Source organism: Viridibacillus sp. NPDC096237, from assembly GCF_050278625.1.
Taxonomy (GTDB): domain Bacteria; phylum Bacillota; class Bacilli; order Bacillales_A; family Planococcaceae; genus Viridibacillus.
The window spans coordinates 1-17,970 of the sequence record NZ_JBNNTI010000057.1 but is presented as its reverse complement, the minus strand read 5'-3'; the positions used below and the strand labels follow the sequence as shown (position 1 = coordinate 17,970).

Annotated in this window: 19 protein-coding genes and 4 pseudogenes; 6 read left to right on the top strand and 17 right to left on the bottom strand. The window is 35.8% G+C overall.

The features are described from left to right. Nucleotides 1-348: 348 nt before the first annotated feature. Entirely contained in the window at nt 349-552 is a 204-nt protein-coding gene (locus ACQKMD_RS19900; protein WP_427754160.1) for a cysteine-rich CWC family protein, read from the bottom strand. 229 nt (nt 553-781) lie between these two features. Then, on the bottom strand, nt 782-1,171 hold the full coding sequence (locus tag ACQKMD_RS19895; protein ID WP_427754159.1) for a hypothetical protein: 390 nt from the start codon (nt 1,169-1,171) through the stop codon (nt 782-784). 523 nt (nt 1,172-1,694) lie between these two features. Here ACQKMD_RS19895 and ACQKMD_RS19890 point away from each other — a divergent pair. Next, nucleotides 1,695-2,008: pseudogene (locus tag ACQKMD_RS19890) on the top strand (antibiotic biosynthesis monooxygenase family protein). A gap of 140 nt (nt 2,009-2,148) precedes the next feature. Here ACQKMD_RS19890 and ACQKMD_RS19885 read toward each other — a convergent pair. The 3 genes and pseudogenes from ACQKMD_RS19885 to ACQKMD_RS19875 all read right to left on the bottom strand — a co-directional run. Beyond that, nucleotides 2,149-2,378: pseudogene (locus ACQKMD_RS19885) on the bottom strand (helix-turn-helix domain-containing protein); the annotation flags it as partial. 170 nt (nt 2,379-2,548) lie between these two features. Then, complete coding sequence (locus tag ACQKMD_RS19880; protein ID WP_427754157.1) at nt 2,549-3,136, bottom strand: hypothetical protein; 588 nt, start codon at nt 3,134-3,136, stop codon at nt 2,549-2,551. A 142-nt stretch (nt 3,137-3,278) separates the two neighbouring features. Further along, the gene (locus ACQKMD_RS19875; protein ID WP_427754156.1) at nt 3,279-3,557 is read right to left on the bottom strand and encodes a phage holin; all 279 of its coding nucleotides are present in this window, start codon (nt 3,555-3,557) and stop codon (nt 3,279-3,281) included. Between the two features lie 501 nt (nt 3,558-4,058). On the opposite strand from ACQKMD_RS19875, the gene ACQKMD_RS19870 reads away from it, so the two are divergent. Both ACQKMD_RS19870 and ACQKMD_RS19865 read left to right on the top strand, forming a co-directional pair. Then, on the top strand, nt 4,059-5,252 hold the full coding sequence (locus ACQKMD_RS19870) for a YbfB/YjiJ family MFS transporter (protein ID WP_427754154.1): 1,194 nt from the start codon (nt 4,059-4,061) through the stop codon (nt 5,250-5,252). Nucleotides 5,253-5,443: 191 nt separating this feature from the next. Continuing rightward, nucleotides 5,444-5,890, top strand: a complete 447-nt coding sequence (locus ACQKMD_RS19865) for a VOC family protein (protein ID WP_427754153.1) — start codon at nt 5,444-5,446, stop codon at nt 5,888-5,890. A 94-nt stretch (nt 5,891-5,984) separates the two neighbouring features. Here ACQKMD_RS19865 and rnz read toward each other — a convergent pair whose 3' ends face one another. Further along, nucleotides 5,985-6,929: a ribonuclease Z gene (gene rnz / locus ACQKMD_RS19860; protein WP_427754151.1), complete on the bottom strand. Its 945-nt coding sequence runs from the start codon at nt 6,927-6,929 to the stop codon at nt 5,985-5,987. Between the two features lie 319 nt (nt 6,930-7,248). Beyond that, nucleotides 7,249-8,499 carry a DNA polymerase IV gene (locus ACQKMD_RS19855; RefSeq protein ID WP_427754150.1) on the bottom strand — a complete coding sequence of 417 codons (1,251 nt, stop codon included), beginning with the start codon at nt 8,497-8,499 and terminating at the stop codon, nt 7,249-7,251. Between the two features lie 303 nt (nt 8,500-8,802). On the opposite strand from ACQKMD_RS19855, the gene ACQKMD_RS19850 reads away from it, so the two are divergent. The 3 genes and pseudogenes from ACQKMD_RS19850 (at nt 8,803) to ACQKMD_RS19840 (ending at nt 11,132) form a co-directional block, all read left to right on the top strand. Further along, nucleotides 8,803-9,144: a PadR family transcriptional regulator gene (locus ACQKMD_RS19850; protein ID WP_427754148.1), complete on the top strand. Its 342-nt coding sequence runs from the start codon at nt 8,803-8,805 to the stop codon at nt 9,142-9,144. Further along, the gene (locus ACQKMD_RS19845) at nt 9,141-9,650 is read left to right on the top strand and encodes a hypothetical protein (RefSeq protein ID WP_427754147.1); all 510 of its coding nucleotides are present in this window, start codon (nt 9,141-9,143) and stop codon (nt 9,648-9,650) included. The genes ACQKMD_RS19850 and ACQKMD_RS19845 overlap by 4 nt, the downstream gene beginning before the upstream one ends. 8 nt (nt 9,651-9,658) lie before the next feature. Then, nucleotides 9,659-11,132, top strand: a pseudogene (locus ACQKMD_RS19840) (serine hydrolase domain-containing protein). A 409-nt stretch (nt 11,133-11,541) separates the two neighbouring features. On the opposite strand, the gene ACQKMD_RS19835 reads toward ACQKMD_RS19840, so the two are convergent. The 10 genes and pseudogenes from ACQKMD_RS19835 to ACQKMD_RS19790 form a co-directional block, all read right to left on the bottom strand. Beyond that, on the bottom strand, nt 11,542-12,318 hold the full coding sequence (locus ACQKMD_RS19835) for a sulfite exporter TauE/SafE family protein (protein ID WP_427754145.1): 777 nt from the start codon (nt 12,316-12,318) through the stop codon (nt 11,542-11,544). Nucleotides 12,319-12,378: 60 nt separating this feature from the next. Then, the gene (locus ACQKMD_RS19830; RefSeq protein ID WP_427754143.1) at nt 12,379-12,606 is read right to left on the bottom strand and encodes a sulfurtransferase TusA family protein; all 228 of its coding nucleotides are present in this window, start codon (nt 12,604-12,606) and stop codon (nt 12,379-12,381) included. A gap of 69 nt (nt 12,607-12,675) precedes the next feature. Then, nucleotides 12,676-13,803 carry an MBL fold metallo-hydrolase gene (locus ACQKMD_RS19825; RefSeq protein WP_427754141.1) on the bottom strand — a complete coding sequence of 376 codons (1,128 nt, stop codon included), beginning with the start codon at nt 13,801-13,803 and terminating at the stop codon, nt 12,676-12,678. 36 nt (nt 13,804-13,839) lie between these two features. Then, nucleotides 13,840-14,235, bottom strand: coding sequence for a DsrE/DsrF/DrsH-like family protein (locus tag ACQKMD_RS19820; protein WP_427754140.1), 396 nt, complete (start codon nt 14,233-14,235; stop codon nt 13,840-13,842). Between the two features lie 18 nt (nt 14,236-14,253). Beyond that, complete coding sequence (locus tag ACQKMD_RS19815) at nt 14,254-14,817, bottom strand: sulfurtransferase TusA family protein (protein ID WP_427754139.1); 564 nt, start codon at nt 14,815-14,817, stop codon at nt 14,254-14,256. 53 nt (nt 14,818-14,870) lie between these two features. Then, nucleotides 14,871-15,168 (bottom strand): annotated as a pseudogene (locus tag ACQKMD_RS19810) (rhodanese-like domain-containing protein). 1 nt (nt 15,169) lies between these two features. Further along, on the bottom strand, nt 15,170-15,520 hold the full coding sequence (locus ACQKMD_RS19805; RefSeq protein ID WP_427754137.1) for a rhodanese-like domain-containing protein: 351 nt from the start codon (nt 15,518-15,520) through the stop codon (nt 15,170-15,172). 171 nt (nt 15,521-15,691) lie between these two features. Next, nucleotides 15,692-15,829 (bottom strand): hypothetical protein, encoded by a 138-nt coding sequence (locus ACQKMD_RS19800; protein ID WP_427754136.1) that lies wholly within the window; start codon nt 15,827-15,829, stop codon nt 15,692-15,694. Between the two features lie 281 nt (nt 15,830-16,110). Beyond that, nucleotides 16,111-16,605 carry a chemotaxis protein CheW gene (locus ACQKMD_RS19795; RefSeq protein ID WP_427754134.1) on the bottom strand — a complete coding sequence of 165 codons (495 nt, stop codon included), beginning with the start codon at nt 16,603-16,605 and terminating at the stop codon, nt 16,111-16,113. A 28-nt stretch (nt 16,606-16,633) separates the two neighbouring features. After that, nucleotides 16,634-17,752 (bottom strand): M20/M25/M40 family metallo-hydrolase, encoded by a 1,119-nt coding sequence (locus ACQKMD_RS19790; protein WP_427754133.1) that lies wholly within the window; start codon nt 17,750-17,752, stop codon nt 16,634-16,636. Nucleotides 17,753-17,970: the final 218 nt, after the last annotated feature.

Sequence of the window (17,970 nt, the reverse complement as noted above, 5' to 3'; positions counted from 1 at the left end):
AATCATTCCTTCGAACAAAAACACTTAAAAATCTAAAAGTGATAATCTACAAGAAAAGGTTGGATTGTCATTTACACAAAACTATTGACAGTCCCACTTCTAGTTAAATAGGTTATTAGTTTTTCCACTCATTGAGATAGTATATACTGTTAGTAATAGACTCTTATTGTGCAGGATTCGGCTGAGCACATGAGCAGGCATAACTTTTATCGACGGGGTATATCAACATGCCAATTAGTAAAGTAGCTAACATAATCACGGTGCGGAATTTGTTTATTTTCGCAGGTGTATTATTCAATTTGATTCCTCCCTTTTTGTATTTTACGTCTACACATGATACATGAATTCTTATTTTTTAATTCCTACTTCTTCTCTATATGTATCTACACACTTTTTACAAATACAGTGCTTTCCCTTACTTTCTTGGGGAACTAAATCAAATATCCCTTTCGGAAACCCTTCTTCCATATAACACCAGCAAGTATTTTTTTCTTCTCCCCCCGCCATGCATTTATTTTCCTCACCACATACAGGACAATGTTTTACAGTCAATTTTCTCCCCCCTAACTACTTTACAAGATAGTTCAACAATTAAACATTTTCAAGAAGGTAAAGATATACAATCATATCACACTTTACATTATTTATAATTTATATCAATATGGTGGTTTATCGCTTTTAATAATTATCTAGCATTTTAAATAAGTTTAGTGTTATTAAAATTAAAAAAACAGGCTTATATTTGCATATAAATCCTGTTTTTTTAATGTTACTCATCCTCTTAACAACCTGGGAATCCTGGTGGAGCGAACCTACACCAGGGCGGTCTTTGCGGCCTTGGTGGTCTCGGAGGATTTGGTGGTCGTGGTGGAAATGGAGGTTGCGTATTTTGGCATAATTGACCGGCTTGAGTAATAGTTTGTATATCTCTCGAATGTAGAGGTAGTTGTTGTGGAATGCCGTTAACAAATCTTGTAATTTGTACTCCCCCAAAATTAGGATTTGTCATTGCATTACCCCATTCACTAACAGAATCCAATCGAACATTACAATACAGTTGTCCGTTGTTCATCTGGATATCAACCATAAAACCTACAAATCTTGTAAGTTGAACTGGATTCAATAAGGGATTTATCGCCACTTTATTACCATACGGATCATAATAGAACATCTTCCTATCTCTCCTTTCTTCGTTCAATATTGTAAAATATTCGTATATACATAATTAGGAAGTTGTCCTTATTCAATTGATTAATACACCTAGAGTAACGACTTTTTAGTCACCATTTTCACCTCTAAAATATATACAAGCCATATCGAAAAAAGCCACTACCTTTGATGAAAAAGGTGTTTATTCATCTAACTTCTCAATAATTTCTAACATCATTAAGACGCCCTGCAGTTGTTGCATTTGTTTGATTCCTTTCCATTGCAAAATGATGATAGCATTGAAAATTGGTTTTAGTTCTGGACAAATATTTAACTTGAGTACGTTTTATGATATTCGGACAGCGCCAAACATCCCTTTTGAATAGTGTATGTAGCTGTTTATAATGCTGTGTCATGGGTTTTAAATGTGTTTAGTACTTCTGAATTTTTTTCAGAAACTATCTTCATGACTGAATTTATTCATCTATTTAAATCTTAATAATATAATCAAATAGATAATAGAATTTTAAGAATAAAGGAGATTGATGGCCATGGTTTACGAATCAAACAATTCGCATTATGCAGTTATTTTTTCGAGTCAACGATCTGAAGGTGATAACGGCTATGGTAATATGGCAGAAAAAATGGATCAACTTGCTAGCCTGGTTACTTAGGAGTAGAAAGTGTTCGAGATGCATCGGGTGCTGGCATTACCGTTTCGTATTGGGATAGCTTAGAAGCAATAAGTAACTGGAAGCAAAATCAAGCACATCAAGTGGCCCAGCAAAAAGGCATGAACGACTGGTACCAAAACTACAGTGTGAAAATTTGCAAAATAGAGTGCGAGTATTCCAAGTAATACACCTACCTTTAGAGGTACTGCTACATTTGAAAACTACGAAGGTTTGATTAAGTTGACAGTAGATTTCATCTCTATAGGACGTACAACAATTTCTGGAAGACCGAAGAGTATTCTAATGTTGATAATGAATTACATTTAATTTTTTTCACATCAGCGTCTTTTAACTCAGGGGTACATTTTGACTTGGCACCACAGTTCGATTTATTAATTTTATAGCGCTTTTGTGCAACTTCTACTGAGCAATTAATATGACGTTTTAATTCGCGAGACACAGTGGATGGACTTCGCTTAATTTGTTTGGCAATCGCCCGAATCGAGAAACCTAAAGCAAGGAACGTATAGATATTGTAAGATGATGGTAGCTCATAACAATTCCTCCGTATGATGTTTAGTGTGGTAACTTACATTTTACACGGAATCGTTATGGGCGTTTTCTATTTTGTCTTGGTGTTGCACTTAATATTACAATTCGTCACATATAAAAAAGCGCTAAATTTCAGCGCTTTTTTACATTGAACAAGGAGGAATTCCACTAATTTACTCTTTCGGTAAAAGTACCGTAATGTTTGCATCATTAAAGATGATGATAATTTTATTTGAAAGGTCGTAGTATTTTAAGGCATCTGTATACGTTGGTTCTTTTTTGATAAAATGTCCTCTTGATAGTTGGATTTTCATGTTTCTTAGTTCATTAAATGTTGTAAATATTTCTCCATCTATTAAGTTATATTCTTTTAATAGGCGAATGTCTTTATGTGAATATGTTACTTCATCATTTAACTGGTTGATACCAAGTCGGTGTACAGTAGATTGTAATTCGTTTTCAACAATTCCCCAAATCATTGGAATCGACTCTTCGGGCGATTCTTTTGCAATCCTGAGAATCTCCCTATCCTTACTATAAATGTCGGGAGGTTCGTTCTCAATTAGATGAGAATTGTTTAATTTCTTCTCTAAATCGTTAAGTTTTTTTCCAAAATCTAGCTCTATATTATTAAAAGAAAATCTGGTGATATTCATTAATATAAAGCCTATTTGCCTTCTAAATAATATGATAGCCAGTATTATGACAATTGGCCAGATCATCTCATCGATTAATGAAGCAATAAATTCAGTTACCTTCATAGTATCCCTCCCATCAATAAATGCTGCGTCTATTATTAAAGGTATTGTTACTTTAAAAGTTCAATTTCCTCCTCAATTTAATGTATTAAATAAATCTTATTTTGTGTGGTCAACTTGTACCGAAACTTTTTTTGCATTTTTACTAATCATCACATTTCACTTTTGTATATCGTAGCGCTTGTTTACTATCATTTATGCCGCTCGTTGTCGGATCAATAACAGAATTATAGACAGCAACTACCACCGAAAACAGAACAAAAGGATTTGAAACAGCTTGCAATAAGACATCATATAATTTTGGCCAAGTACTCACATCCTGACCGGTAATACCTAGATAACCACCTATAGATGAAGCAATTGCCAAAAACATATGGAACCAAAATTGCGGATTTTTGAATCGAATTTTCCAGTTTATCTTCATTTCCATCCCCCTTTAGTTAATTATTCATATGTTCCGGTTGATGCTTTCTTGCTTGAAATAAAGATAATTATGGGAGTTTGTTTTTTTATGGGGGCACAAGGGGGCTTTGCTGGCTTTGGCGCTACTCACTCTTCCTTTAGCGCTACCCGCGTTCCTTTTAGCGCTACTCGGGCTTCCTTTAGCGCTACCCACTTCCTTTAGCGCTACTCACTTCCTTTAGCGCTACTCAAGCTTCCTTTAGCGCTACCCGCGCTCCTTTTAGCGCTACTCGGGCTTCCTTTAGCGCTACCCACGCTCCTTTTAGCGCTACTCACTTCCTTTAGCGCTACCCGCGTTCCTTTTAGCGCTACTTGAGCTTCCTTTAGCGCTACCCACGCTCCTTTTAGCGCTACTCGCTCTCCCTATCACTTTTACAGTTTCTTCTATATCCAAAACACTTTTACTAATTTATACTATAATTAAGGTTTTTTGGTCTTTTTTTCTACATATGGGGGTGCTGTGGTGAATCGACGACATGCTGGGATGATTGTTGGGGGGATTTTATTTTTAGTGGTGGCGATGGGTATTAGCCGCTTTGCTCTTACTCCGATTTTGCCATTTATGCGACAAGATGTTGGATTGTCTGTAGAAACTGCTGGGATGCTGGCTTCTGCAAATTATGTAGGATATTTTATTGGAGCACTATGGGCTGGCTTCATTAGCCGTCATCCAAAAGGCATTCTTGGCTGGTGCGCACTTATTAATGTTCTTTCTGTTTTTGGGATGGGAATGCTTGATGGTTTGTGGGTCTGGCTTATTTTGCGCTTGATTGCCGGAATAACTGGTGGCTTGATGTTCGTATTAACCTCTAGTATGTTAATGGATTATTTGGCTGGACATTTATTGACTAAATGGTCAGGCTATATTTTTAGCGGTATTGGTTTAGGAATTGCACTATCGGGAATTTTCGTACCTATTTTGGAATCAGCTTTTTCATGGCAAGGGGCCTGGGTTGGACTTGGTTTATTATCCGTGTTGTTCGTGTTGACGACGATGTTCCTATGGCGTAAGCTCACAGCTCATGAACAGGATAAGAAGGCTACTGTATCCGAGAAGGTATGGAAAGGTTTTATGCCTTGGATGGCAATTGCTTACGGATTAGAGGGGCTTGGCTATATTGTAACCGGGACGTTTTTAGTTGATATTATTCATGAAATACCTAATTTAAGAGAGTATGCAGCTTATAGCTGGGTTGTTGTCGGTGTAGGTGCTATTCCATCTGCACCACTTTGGATTATGTTGATGTCAAAATATTCACCTGTTCGTATAATTTCTATTGCTTATATTTTGCAAGTCATCGGAATTATTCTTCCAATCATCTCACCAACTATTTTCGGTGTTATGGCATCGGCATTTTTATTTGGTATGACGTTTGTTGGTATAGTGACGATGACTACGTCTTATGCAAGACAATTATTTCCAGCAAAGAGCGCGAGTGTTGTATCTGCACTTACAACTCTCTATGCACTTGGGCAAATTATTGGTCCACTAATTGCTGGCAAGCTGGCCGCTTTTTATAAGAGTTATAATGTTGCGCTTATTTTTGCTGGAAGTGCAGTAGCATTTGCACTTTGTCTCATGTTGTTCGGGAAATGGAGGACGAGTGAAAGAGAAGTGCCAGAAAATTATATGGCCGTAAAAAATATCGCGAAGTAATAATTCCATGTGAATTTTTGCTCGTCAATTTTAATAAACATCCTGAGCATGTTTTGAAAGAATTTTTTCAGAACATGCTTTTTTCATTTCTTTAAAAGGTCCTCCAGCTAATAAAAGAAGGTTATTTGAGACTTAAATAGAATTACATCTATAAGACTTTAAAAATAGAGAAATTTAAAGGAGATTATGAGATGAATCGATTAAATTTAATTACTTTGGGAGTAAGAGATATGATAAAGTCTTTACATTTTTATCGTGAGGGACTAGGGTTTGAAGTATTTGTATATGGCAACGATGCGAATCCAGATGTGATCTTCTTTAATAATCAAGGGACGAAAATTTCACTGTTTCCAATTGATCGCTTAGTCCAAGATATTAATGAAGACACCCCACCTGCGATTGGCAATGGCTTTAATGGATTTACCCTTGCTTATAATGGGAAGTCAAAAGAAGAGGTTGATGAAATATTTGTATTGGCTCAAAAAGCTGGTGCGAAAATAGTAAAAGAACCTGAAACAGTCTTTTGGGGCGGCTATAGTGGCTATTTTCAAGATCCAAACGGCTTTTATTGGGAAGTTGCATATGGTGAGAACTGGGAATTCGATGAAAATGATATGTTGATTATTACTGAGTCTTAACACGGGGCTTTGATAAAGTTGAAACTATTAGACAGCTTAGTTGTCACTTTACTTAAAAAAGCTATCCAAAATTGGATAGCTCTTTCCATGCTTGTTACTGACTAAAAGGAGATAGCTTTTCTTGAAGCCACTCATATTCCTCTAAGTCTGCTACGATATAGGCGTTTTCAAACACTTCATGCACTTCTTGAAGCATGTTTTTAATATCTTGAGGGAAAAATCTTGCGCTTAAATGATTTAGAAGCAAATTTTTTGCTCCTGCTTTAATAGCTATATTTGCTGCATCCATATTTGTGGAGTGACCATAATTGGCAGCTAGTGCTTCTGTTGCATGATTGAATGTTGATTCATGAACTACAATATCCGCATTTTCACTAAGTAAAACGGCATTTTCACAAGAACGTGTGTCTCCTAAAATCGTAAGGATAAAGCCCAATTTAGGTAAATCTGTCACGTCACTACTTTTCACGATACGCCCATCTGGCAATGTTACGTTATTGCCATTTTTCAGCTGACCTAAAAGTGGACCTTTTGGAACACCAAACGCTATTGCTTTATCAATTTGTAATGTACCTGGTAGTGGTTTTTGTTCAATACGATAACCATAGCACGGGACGACATGCTGTAAAGGTTTTGCAGTAACGACAAAGTCATCATCTTCAAAAACTACACCTTCAGTCACCTCAACAAATTCAATAGGATAATTGAGATGTGTTTGTGAAAGCTGTATTGTTAACTCAATCCAACTTTTTAATCCTGCTGGTCCATAGATGGTAAGCAATTCTTCTCCACCTTGGAATGAACGAGAACTTAGTAAGCCAGGGAGTCCAAATATATGATCTCCGTGTAAATGTGTGATAAAGATTTTTTCTAATTTTCTTGGCTTTAATGTTGTATGTAAAATTTGGTGTTGCGTCGCTTCTCCACAATCAAATAGCCAAAATGTGCCACGTTCTTCTAATAATTTAACTGCAAGCGCACTTGTATTCCGTGTTTTTGACGGCATTCCTGCGCCTGTACCTAAAAATTGTATATGCAAATGAAGTCCTCCTTACGGTAAACACGATGATCAACATATGAAGAATCCTCATAATGATTCCTTGCTATTTATACTTCAGTGTTGCTAGTGTCTTATATCTAGTATAGCAAAAAAAGATGCGTATCAATCACCATATGGACATTGATACACGCCTTTGCTTTGCATTACTTATATTTTAGTTATGTAAAAAGCGATACTGTGAATTTTTAAATAATTATTTCTACTCACTAACAAAAAAATAGATCAACTTATTGTAAGTCTCCATAGTTCTCATATGTCTTATCCAATTTGCTCCCCTAATTGATTGAAATTATATTCATCAATCCTTATGATCCTCCAAAAAGTCCTTACTAAAGCTCGTTTGCGATTCGTAATTGGGCTTTTTCTGTTCTTTCATGCCTTTTGAAATAATTTCTTTTCCGAATTTCTTTTGGAGCTGTTCCACTACTTGGATAATTGGCTCCTCTTTGGCATGATTTTCAAAGTTGAAGATGGAAAGCTGCTCTGCTGTTTCTTTACGATCAATCACATTACTCAACGTTACACCAAGTAAACGAACAGGTTCACCATGCCAATGTTTCTTTGCTAAATCGATAGCTATTTCAAAAATATCTGATTTTTTATAAATGGCATTGGAAAAGGTTTTACTACGACTCGAGTTATGCCAATCAGCATCTCGAATTTGAATGGATACGGTATGTCCAGCTAGATTCTTAGCTGATAGACGTTTAGCAACCTTTTCACAGAGTCCATCGATTGTTTTGCGAAGTTCATCCCATTCTACTAAATCTATAGGTAAAGTTGTGGAATTGCCAACGCTTTTCGTATCATAAATCGCATTTGGATCGACTTCCCTGTTATCAATACCATTTGCTCTGTCTTTTAACCTAGCTCCATTTTTACCTAAGTTGCTTTTTAAAAAGCCTTCAGAGGCTTGTGCTAAATCGCCGATTGTGTTGATTTTTAAATCGTTTAGTTTTTTCGCTGTGCTCTCTCCAACCCCATGCATTTCAATGACTGGTAAAGACCATAGAATGTTTGGTAGTTCACGTTTTCTTAAAACGGTAATACCCATTGGCTTTTTCATATCAGAAGCTGTTTTAGCCAAAAACTTGTTCGGTGCAATCCCAATCGATGACGGCAAATCTAGCTCATTTAAAATACGTTTTTGAATGCTTTCTGCGAGTTCTATAGCTTCTTTTCCATGTACAAGTTCCGTAACATCTATATAGCCTTCATCGATTGACACGGGCTCCACAAGTTCTGTATATGTTCGTAGTATGTCAAATATCGCCTTTGAAGCGATACGATAGCGTTCAATATTAGGCGGTAACAAGATGAGTTCCGGACATTTGCGCTTAGCTTCCCACACAGCCATCGTCGTATATACCCCTTTTGCCCGTGCCTCATATGAACAAGTTACTAGGATGCCGCGTCGCTCCTTCGGGTTGCCCGCAATGGCAATTGCTTTGCCCTTTAGTGTTGGATCATGTGATTGCTCTACAGAGGCATAGAAACAGTTCATATCGATATGAAAAATAATTCGCCCTTTTTGTTTCCACTCCGCCATCTCACATCTCTCCTGCTTCTTTTATTATGTACAGTATAGCAAAAATTACGAACAGATGTTGGTATTCACTACGTATAAAGTTGAACGAGACTTTCTTTCCTGTTACTAACCTGATTGACATTTCAGCTTTAATTTACCCTTCAAGATTACTAATTTTATAATCAATCAAAAATACAACACTAAGCACGATTAATGATAAAAATTTATTATTACCTTTATTACACCCCACTCTTTATTCTTATTTATTGAATTTATAACAAATATATACTTGTAAGAAGTATATATTTCTGTTAAATTCATCCTATGGACAGAACAAGTTTAATTAAAGGTCATTTAGAAATGTGTGTACTATCTATTTTGTCAAAGAAAAAAAGCTACGGTTATGAAATTATGAAAGAGTTAGAAGAACACAATTTAAAATTGAAAGGAGTAGGAAGCATTTATCCTATTTTAACTAAGTTAAAAGATCAAAATTGGGTTAGTGCTTATCGAGAAATGACAGAGAGCGGGAAGGTTAGAGTTTATTATGAAATCAATGAAATAGGAGAAATATATCTTCAGAAAAAAATCAGTGAGTGGTTGGATGTACAAAAGGATATAGAATCTTTACTACAAAGTCAGTTAAAAGGAGATCATTTAGAATGAATATTGAATTGAGCCTAACAGAAAAACAATTTTTAAATGAAGTTCTTGACGAACTAAAGCTATATCAAATCAATTCAAAGGATAGAAAGTATATTGAACAACAGATTGTGGAACACTTCCAAGAATCTCGTGAACATGGAGAAGACGGGATAAATGAATTAGGAGATACAGAAACATTTGTTAAAGATTTTTTAGATATTAATGGAATAGACCTTCATACTAAAATAAAACAAATACGAAAAACTAACAGTAGAATGGGGATTTCTTTTGTGATTGGAAGCTTTACTTTTATCGTCTGCTATCTTATTTCACAACTTCTCCTATCTATGTTCTTAACGGGATCATTTAATCCACAAAATAACAATTCATTTAATTACAATATTTTTTATCAAATATCAGATAATTTTTGGTGGAATTCTATTCTAATGATTATTAGCTTTTCTATATCTTCACTACTTTGTACGTTAGTAGTGTTTTATATTCGAAGAATAAATTTTAGTAGGTGAAATTTTATATGAAACAATTAAAATATACAGGTATTGCTTTATGCTTAATATTTTATGCGTGCGTTCTATTTCTCCCATTTTCAAAGGTTCTCGCGGGACAAGATATTAAACAAACTATCGATAACTATGTAGAAACATTTTTAAAAGACTATCGTATTCCAGGAGCTTCTATTGCCCTAGTTCATGATAATGAACTATTTTATACTAAATCATGGGGTGTAACGGGAGAATCCGAGGAAAAAGTAACTACACGAACCCCCTTTACTATTGGCTCGATAAGTAAATCCATTAACAGGTTTAGCTATAATGAAATTAATTGAAGAGAACACCATTTACCTAGAGGATCCAGTGCAAAAGTATATCCCATGGTTTACCCTTAAAGATAAACAAGCCGCATCAAAAATTACTATAAAACATTTACTTACCCATTCGAGTGGAATAAGTACTTATTCAGGATTATCAATTTCCGACAAGGCATCTAAAGGTTTTAATGCTATAAAGCATTATGTAGAAAGTCTATCAAACATTGAGCTTACTGCTCCTCCTGGAAAAAAACATCAATATAGTAATGCGAATTTCTTAATACTTGGTGCTCTCATAGAAGAAGTTACAAAGCAAACGTATTCCAATTACATGGAAAAGCAAATATTTATTCCATTAGGTATGATGGATGCTGCGGCAGACAACGATACTGCATATGAAAAAGGGTTTTTAGCTGGTTATGAATCCTGGTTAGGGTTCCCACGAAAAAGTTCCTTGCCATACGATAATGCAGGAGCACCATATGGTTACATAACTGCAAGTGCTGAAGATATGGTCCATTACATCAAATTTCTTAATCAAGAAGATGACTCCAGAATTTTAAATAAAGAAACTATGAATCTCTATTTATCTCCATTCTTTAAAATATCCGAAAATCGATACTATGGAGCTGGTTTAAGAATAACTAACCCATATTCCAACGATAAAATGATTTGGCATTCTGGATCAACTCCGGATTCACATTCAGAAGTATTTATAATACCTGGAACTGGTTGGGGCGGAGTAATTCTTACAAATAAAAATCATATTCTAGAAGAAAAAGGACTTCCATATCTGAAACAGGGGATTATCAATATATTAAATGGAGATAAACCGAATACAATCCCTCCAAATTCCCCAACTGTTCAGCTGCTTACAATAGGTTTTATTTGCTTACTATCTGCGCTGTTCCTTTATCTACTATTAAAGGTTAAATCAGGGGGTACTCTCAAAAAAAACGCATGGCGTGCCTCTGGAGTCTTACTTTTGGCATTATCTATCGCGATAATACCTTTGCTCATTTATTTTGTAGATTCACCATGGTATTCAATAAAAATATTTGCTGCTGATATGGCTTTTCTAATCCAAATTGTAATTTTCTTTTTAGCTTTAAACGGTTTATTATCACTTTATATTTCATATAAACAAGTTGTTATTAAAGAGGAAAAAACTTCTACGTAAGTAGTTTTTTCTAACCTAATTAGCATTTACTTTTCCCTAAAAAAGCAATTCTCATAATTAAAGGGGAATCAATTCATCCATGTAGATTATAGTTAGTCTCTATAGGACTGTATTTAAATCTAAAATATAAATAAAAAATGGCAAATTCTGCTCATCTAAAATAGGGTTTTGAATGCTTTGAGCGATTCTATAGCTTCTTTTCCATGTACAAGTTCTGTGATATCAATATAGCCTTAACAAGCTCGGTATATGTTAGTAGTATGTCAAATATCTTTTTTGAGTGTAATTCTATAGCAAACAAAATTGCCATTCAAAATTGCTCTTATTTCAATAAACTACTTTCAACCATGCAAAAAAGTAGCGTTCAAATGAATGCTACTTTTCTTTCTCACCTTATTCTCTTCTTGTTTTATAATATATCCATCCATACTTTTATGGCTGTTAAGAGAATAAGAACTGCTAACAGTCGTTGTAACAGTTTTGTATTCATTTTCTTGCTCACACGCGCGCCGATTGGAGCTGCAATAAGACCTGCAACAAGAACAATTAATGCAGGTACATAGTCAATTTGACCAGTTGCTATTTTTCCGAAAGATCCTGCAATAGAGGATATAAATGTTACTGCTAAACTAGTGGCAATTGTCATTCGGGTTGGAATACGTAAGATAAGTAGCATGATGGGGATTAATAGAAATCCACCTCCAGCACCCACTATACCTGAGCCTATACCAACAATGAATGCTAGGGTAGCTGCTATTGGTGCATTAAATTCAACTTCTTCAAGTGGAATATTATCAACTTTCTTCTTCGGGATGAACATCATAATCGCTGCAAGTAATGCTAGAATGCCATAGACAATATTCACCGTTTCTTCTGATAACTGTCCGGAACCAAAACTTCCGATTAATGTACCAAATAATACAGTCGTACCCATAATCGTAATTAGTTTTTTATTTAAAAAGCCTCCATTTCGGAAAGCAAGTACACCTACTATGGATACAAATAACACATCTAACGCACTTATACCGGATACCTCATGTGCAGTAAAAGCTGTAAAACCAAAAATAGATGGCACATACAGTAGGAGTGGGTATTTAACAATGGCTCCACCAATTCCCAACATACCTGATACAAAGGATCCGATTAAGCCAATCGCAAATAAAGTAAGGATATACATTACATCCATTTTATTTCCTACTTTCTATCTAAAATGGCGAGCATTCATTCATGAAAACCCGCCAACTTCTTATGCTTTTTGAATAAAGAATGTGAATACTCCATCAACTTCCGCTTGTTCTAGTATCGTATGACCACCTGAATTTGCCCATGCAGGCATATCTGCAAGTGCCCCCTTATCTGTTACGTGAATTTCTAACACTTCACCTGAATTAAGCGTATCCATTGCTTTCTTTGTTCGAACGATTGGCATCGGACAAGCTAACCCTGTTGCATCTACTACTTTATTTGAATTCATTTAAATCTCTCCAATTCAATAGTGTTTTGATTTTCAAAGGATTGGATGAGCTCCAATTTTTTCACTTTATTAACGTATTGCACAACGGTTTGGTCCGATTTCCATTTCTGTTTGTTCATCATTTTCCAGAGTGATTCTCCCCATGTTTACTTGACGAATTTGTTGATATGCATTTGGTTGCGGTGGTAAGTTGTCTGTTACCATAGATCGGAATTCTGCTTTATCTTCTATATTTAAACCATGATTATCAGCAAAAAGATTAACTAAAGGCTTAGATACTGTACCGTCTTCATTTAATTCATCGATGATCATGAAGTGAGCTGGTAGCACGATTAAATCTTCTGCAAGTTCGCGGTAGCGTTTATACAAAGTTTCACGAAGATCTTCTACCCAGTTCTCTGCAAGTCCTGCTAAGTCTGGACGACCAATCGAATCGATGAATAAGATATCACCTGTTAAAAGGTATTTTCCATCGACAATAAATGATGTCGAACCAATTGTGTGACCTGGTGAATAGAGTGCACCAACATCTATTTTTGAAGCACTCATTTGTACTGTTAAACCATCTTCAAGAGGTGTGTAAGCAAATACGACTTCTTCTGCGTCATTAGGTGGTAAGTAGTAAGTGGCACCTGTATCATTTGCAATATGGCGACCACCCGAAATATGATCTGCATGTAAATGTGTATCAAACACGTGTTTTATTGTCACATTTTTCTCTTGAGCAAATTTTGTGAAAATCTCTGTAAATCGAACAGCGTCAATAATCGCTGCTTCCTTTCCAGAGATAATCATATAAGAGAGACAACCTTTTCCTAATCGAACAAATTGGTATAGTTCTCCCCCATTTGCTAAATCCCCAACTTTAATAGGCTCTAAATACATACTCCAAGATTTCATACCACCTTCCAAGTATCCAACGTCACGCCCCGCGTCAGAAAGCATTTCTGCAATCATTATTGATGAGCCCTCTTTTGCACAGACAACTAATACATCTTTGTCTGTAGGAATTTGAGGTAAAATTTCTTCGATTCCATCAAGAAGTTCAAAATAAGGAATGTTTAAATAATCGAATTTATGTCCTTCGATTTTCCAGTCTTCGAATGCGTCTTTATTTCGTACATCTAATATGAATAATGCTTGATTTTCGATGACTTTACGAGCGACTTGCTGTGCTGTCCATTTATTCAATGCCATTTCAATTACCTCCATAGGTATATTAGAATTTTATTATTAGAAAGTCAGTGTCGGTGCTGCATCTTTTGCGAATTCAAGGAATGTCACAGCACCCCCTACATCAATACCAACTACAAAGTCTTCTGTAGTTAGCCCCATTACGTCCATTGTCATTTGACAACCGATGAATTTTACACCTAACTCTTGTGCCATTACCACTAATTGTGGAATGCTTGGAACATTGGCTTTTGTAAACCCTTCAGCCATAAACTCTTTACCTTCAGGCATAGGTAGTGCTTGTATAGCTTGTTTGTGGATTAAATTTAACCCTTCAAATGTGAAAAAAATTGTTACTTCCTTTTCTGAAGCTGCTGCTGCTGTTGCGATATTAAATACTTTATAGGCGTCGAACAGACCACCGTTACTTGCTATAATTGCTACTTTGTTTGACATTATAAATTCCTCCTAAAATTAAATTGTTTTTGTTAATTCGCCATTCCAGTTCGTCATGCCTGGTAAAACGTTATACACTTTTGTAAAGCCATTTTTTTCAAGCTTTTGTGCTGCTAGATTACTCCGTTTGCCTGTACGGCAAATGACATAGATTTCTTGATTTTTGTCTAATTCATTCAGGCGAGAGTCTAACTCTCCTATCGGAATTGATATTGCTCCTTCAATATGACCAAACGCAAACTCAGCTTCCTCACGAACGTCTAAGATAAGCCCACCTTTTGTAACGCGCATAATGATTTCTTCATTTGAAATTGTTTTTTCAAATATTTTTTCAACTACTGTGTTATTTGAACATTTGCGAATGTAGTGGAATAGCACATCATCTTCTTCAGCTGTTCCAATATATTGATGTCCCACTGTTTCGGCCCAAGCTGCTAAATCGGCTTTCGAACCTTTATCGGTTGCTTGCACTTCTAAAATTTGTCCATCTACCAAGTTATTCATTGCCTTCTTCGTTTTAACAATCGGCAATGGACAAACTAATCCTTTTGCATTTAACTGTACATCTGCTTTTACTGCCATTACTACCCCTCCTTATACCTACTTGGGTATATTTCAATTTAAAAAAATGCAGATTATTGAGCTTCTCCTTCCCAAGACATCATCCCTCCCAACCATATTCGTTGCGTTGAATCCTTTAGCTGTTAAAAATTCAGTTGCTCTTCCACTACGTGCACTCGAACGACAAACCGTAATATATTGTTTGTTTTTGTCAAGGTCTTGTAATTGGAACTCTAATGAAACTAACGGAATATTAACGATTCCTGCGATATGTCCTTCTTGTACTTCAGTAACTTCACGAACATCGATTAAATTCAATTCTTCGCCTTTTTCCAAACGTTGTTGTACTTCTTTTACTGTAATCCCTTTCATATTAATCATCTCTCCAAGCGCTCATGCCGCCACGGACATTCGTGATGTTTTCATAACCAAATTTTTTAAGTTGTTTACATGCTTGACTGCTGCGCATCCCGCTTTGGCAAATGACAACAATTTCTTTATCCTTTGGTAACTTTGAAAAGCTCGATCCAAGTGGGATATTTTTAAATTGACGAATATTTCTACCTTTATATTCGCCAGGTGTTCGTACATCAATAAATACTTTACCTTCATCATTTACAATATCTCTCAATTTCTCTGTTGAAATTGATTTTATGCCATTTGTAGGCATCCTACGCCAAACAAGAAAAACTATAATCAAGACAACAATAATTGCTAATCCCATCATGCTCCTCCTTATTAAACTAAATTCGCGTTTCGTTCTTACATAAACCAATAAGTTCCTATTCATATCATTACATATACTGGTATAGGTATTTTAAAACAAAAAAGATAAAGCCAATTTTATGGCTTTCAAAAGTAAGTTCACTGCCTCTTGAATCGATTCATTCGTTTGTTATTGATTACCTTCTGCACTTTGTATACATTCTGCTAAGTTCTCACTTACAAATGCACTCGCAGAATCTACACAGGAACGTACTGCAGAAAGTTTGGAATGCATTCCTTGCAACCTTACCATTATTTCATAGTCCATAAAATGCTTCTTAGTTAACCTGCTAAACGTTTAATACTGTTTGTCATAACTGCACTCCTATTACAACCTCCACTTTATACCCTGGTGGGTATAAAGTCAACAAATAAATTCATATAAATATTTTTGTTTAGCTAACATGGCCAGTAATGATTTCATTTTTAAAATAAGAGTATAATTATAAATTTAGTCTATTGAAAAATACGTGAGCCTATGTAGTAAGTACTTTACTGCAAATAAAAAAGACATCCTGATGTCATGAATTGACTCAGCATGTCCTTTAACTAGATGTTTGAAACCTCTACTTCTTGCTCGTCTTTCTTTACTTTTTGCATATACGCTTTTAGTTCTTTAATTCCTTCTAACGAGTTTACGAGTACTGATGGTGATACTACTGTAATCATACGATTATCTAAATTCGCTACTGCTGTGAAATATTGTGTTTTGGCATAATTCACTAGACCCATTTGCTGTAATTGTTCAGCTGGAATATCGAGAATTTCTTTAGCCTCAACTACAAGTAAGCCAAATAGGAAATCATCTATTTGTAATACAACCACGCGTACTTGCTCTCCTACAGCTTGACCCTTGTATAAGATCTGCTCGAAATCTAATATCGGCAATAGTTCTCCGCGCATTCTCATTAAACCTGTTACATAGCTTGGTAAATGTGGAATGGGATTAACATGCTCCATTTTCTCAATTGATACGACGTGATCAACAGGAACGGCGTATTCTTCTTGACCACAACGGAAAACGACTACTTTACTACTAGACATTGGCTTCTTCCTCTTCTTGTAATATGTGTTATTTTACTTCAGCCGCGCATTTTACTACTTCCACTAACAAGTCCGCAAGTTTTTCTAATTCTTCAACTGGGATACGTTCCTTTGTTGTGTGGATGTCTTCATAGCCTACTGCAAGATTGACTGTAGGAATGCCAAATCCAGCAATCACGTTTGCATCACTACCCCCACCACTTGTCATAATTTCTGGTGTACGATCAATTTTACGAACTGCTTCTTGAGCTACTTTCACGACTAAATCATCTTCTGTAAAATAGAAACCTGGGTACATGCGCTTAATAGTTATTTCGGCTTTACCGCCCATTTTTTCAGCCGTTTGTTCGAAAACTTCTTTCATATGAATAGTTTGTGCTTCTAATTTTGCTTCGTTAATTGAACGAGCTTCAGCTAAAATATGCACTTCATCACAAACGATATTCGTTGCTTGTCCACCTTCGAAGCGACCAATGTTCGCTGTTGTTTCAGCATCTAGACGACCCAATTTCATGGCTGCAATTGATTTTGCGGCAATAGTAATAGCTGATATTCCTTTTTCAGGTGCAACACCAGCGTGAGCTGTTTTACCATAAATGACAGCTTCCACTTTTGCTTGGAATGGCGCTGCTGTTACGATACCCCCCACTTTACCATCACTATCTACTGCAAAGCCATATTTGGCAAAGATTTTCGATGGGTCAAGCTCTTTTGCTCCAGCTAAACCACTCTCTTCACCAGCAGTAATGATGTACTGAATATCGCCATGCGCAATATTTTGTTCTTTTAAGCGTTTTGGTAATTCAAGAAGTGCTGCTAACCCAGCTTTATCATCTGCACCTAAAATCGTTGTGCCATCAGAATGGATATATCCGTCTTCTTTTATGATTGGTTTAATTCCTTTACCAGGCACTACTGTGTCCATATGCGATGTAAAGTAAATTGGTTGGGCATCTGTATTACCACGCAGTGTACAGATTAAGTTACCTGAAGCATGTCCATTACGGCTTGCTGCATCATCTTCTTCAACTTCAAAGCCCAATGCTTCGAATTTAGTTTTTAATACAGGTGAAATTTTCTCTTCATGGAATGTTTCAGAATCAATTTGTACGAGTTCCAAAAATTCTTCTACGATACGAGTTGTCATTATGTAAGAGCCCCTTTGTTAAATAATTTTTTTATCTTTATATTCCCTTATTTTAGCATAGAATAACAATGAACTCTTGTAATTAACTTTAGCATTCTCTTATTTCTATTTTTGTTTTCAAGAGAGTTAATTTCATAATTCTGAGCTCAGTCATATCAACGTCTTTCAGACAATGAAAAACAGGCACCTCCCCAAATTCGGTATAATGGTAGCGACAA

Bases quoted from the DNA above. Each gene is read 5' to 3' on its own strand.
- ACQKMD_RS19835 (WP_427754145.1), bottom strand. From the start codon at position 12,318: ATGGATGTAATGTATATCCTTACTTTATTTGCGATTGGCTTAATCGGA.
- ACQKMD_RS19895 (WP_427754159.1), bottom strand. From the start codon at position 1,171: ATGTTCTATTATGATCCGTATGGTAATAAAGTGGCGATAAATCCCTTA.
- ACQKMD_RS19800 (WP_427754136.1), bottom strand. From the start codon at position 15,829: ATGGACTATGAAATAATGGTAAGGTTGCAAGGAATGCATTCCAAACTT.
- ACQKMD_RS19845 (WP_427754147.1), top strand. From the start codon at position 9,141: ATGAATATTGAATTGAGCCTAACAGAAAAACAATTTTTAAATGAAGTT.
- ACQKMD_RS19795 (WP_427754134.1), bottom strand. From the start codon at position 16,605: ATGTCTAGTAGTAAAGTAGTCGTTTTCCGTTGTGGTCAAGAAGAATAC.
- ACQKMD_RS19825 (WP_427754141.1), bottom strand. From the start codon at position 13,803: ATGGCATTGAATAAATGGACAGCACAGCAAGTCGCTCGTAAAGTCATC.
- ACQKMD_RS19855 (WP_427754150.1), bottom strand. From the start codon at position 8,499: ATGGCGGAGTGGAAACAAAAAGGGCGAATTATTTTTCATATCGATATG.
- ACQKMD_RS19880 (WP_427754157.1), bottom strand. From the start codon at position 3,136: ATGAAGGTAACTGAATTTATTGCTTCATTAATCGATGAGATGATCTGG.
- ACQKMD_RS19850 (WP_427754148.1), top strand. From the start codon at position 8,803: ATGGACAGAACAAGTTTAATTAAAGGTCATTTAGAAATGTGTGTACTA.
- ACQKMD_RS19875 (WP_427754156.1), bottom strand. From the start codon at position 3,557: ATGAAGATAAACTGGAAAATTCGATTCAAAAATCCGCAATTTTGGTTC.
- ACQKMD_RS19790 (WP_427754133.1), bottom strand. From the start codon at position 17,752: ATGACAACTCGTATCGTAGAAGAATTTTTGGAACTCGTACAAATTGAT.
- ACQKMD_RS19830 (WP_427754143.1), bottom strand. From the start codon at position 12,606: ATGAATTCAAATAAAGTAGTAGATGCAACAGGGTTAGCTTGTCCGATG.
- ACQKMD_RS19805 (WP_427754137.1), bottom strand. From the start codon at position 15,520: ATGGGATTAGCAATTATTGTTGTCTTGATTATAGTTTTTCTTGTTTGG.
- ACQKMD_RS19865 (WP_427754153.1), top strand. From the start codon at position 5,444: ATGAATCGATTAAATTTAATTACTTTGGGAGTAAGAGATATGATAAAG.
- ACQKMD_RS19815 (WP_427754139.1), bottom strand. From the start codon at position 14,817: ATGGCAGTAAAAGCAGATGTACAGTTAAATGCAAAAGGATTAGTTTGT.
- ACQKMD_RS19820 (WP_427754140.1), bottom strand. From the start codon at position 14,235: ATGTCAAACAAAGTAGCAATTATAGCAAGTAACGGTGGTCTGTTCGAC.